Genomic DNA, 275 nt, shown 5'->3' with positions numbered 1-275 from the left:
GCTCGTAGCACGGTCGCAGCGCCGCTGGCTGGCTGGCCGGAACGGCGCCCGCCTGAGCGATGGCCGACGTCGCGGCAATCGCTTCGGCGACGGCAGCGGCCTGCACGCCCTCGGTGGACGTCGGACGCGCTTCGCGCGCGGGTGCGGGGACGGCCCTCGGCGCCGGGGCCAGTTCGGCCGGCACCGCCTCGACCACCATCGCAGCCGATGTCCGGTCGACTTGCGCCTCCACCTCGAAGTGCTCCGGCGCGAGGCCATCGCACCAGCGCTGCCAC

Annotated in this window: 1 pseudogene; it reads right to left on the bottom strand. The window is 75.6% G+C overall.

Going from position 1 to position 275, the window contains the following annotated elements:
- Nucleotides 1-275: pseudogene (locus SB816_RS31355) on the bottom strand (hypothetical protein); the annotation flags it as partial.

The sequence above is a fragment of the Achromobacter sp. SIMBA_011 genome (assembly GCF_046535435.1).
Taxonomy (GTDB): Bacteria; Pseudomonadota; Gammaproteobacteria; order Burkholderiales; family Burkholderiaceae_B; genus Achromobacter; species Achromobacter dolens.
Note: the sequence above shows the minus strand (reverse complement) of the source record. Positions and strands in the feature narration are given on the sequence as shown.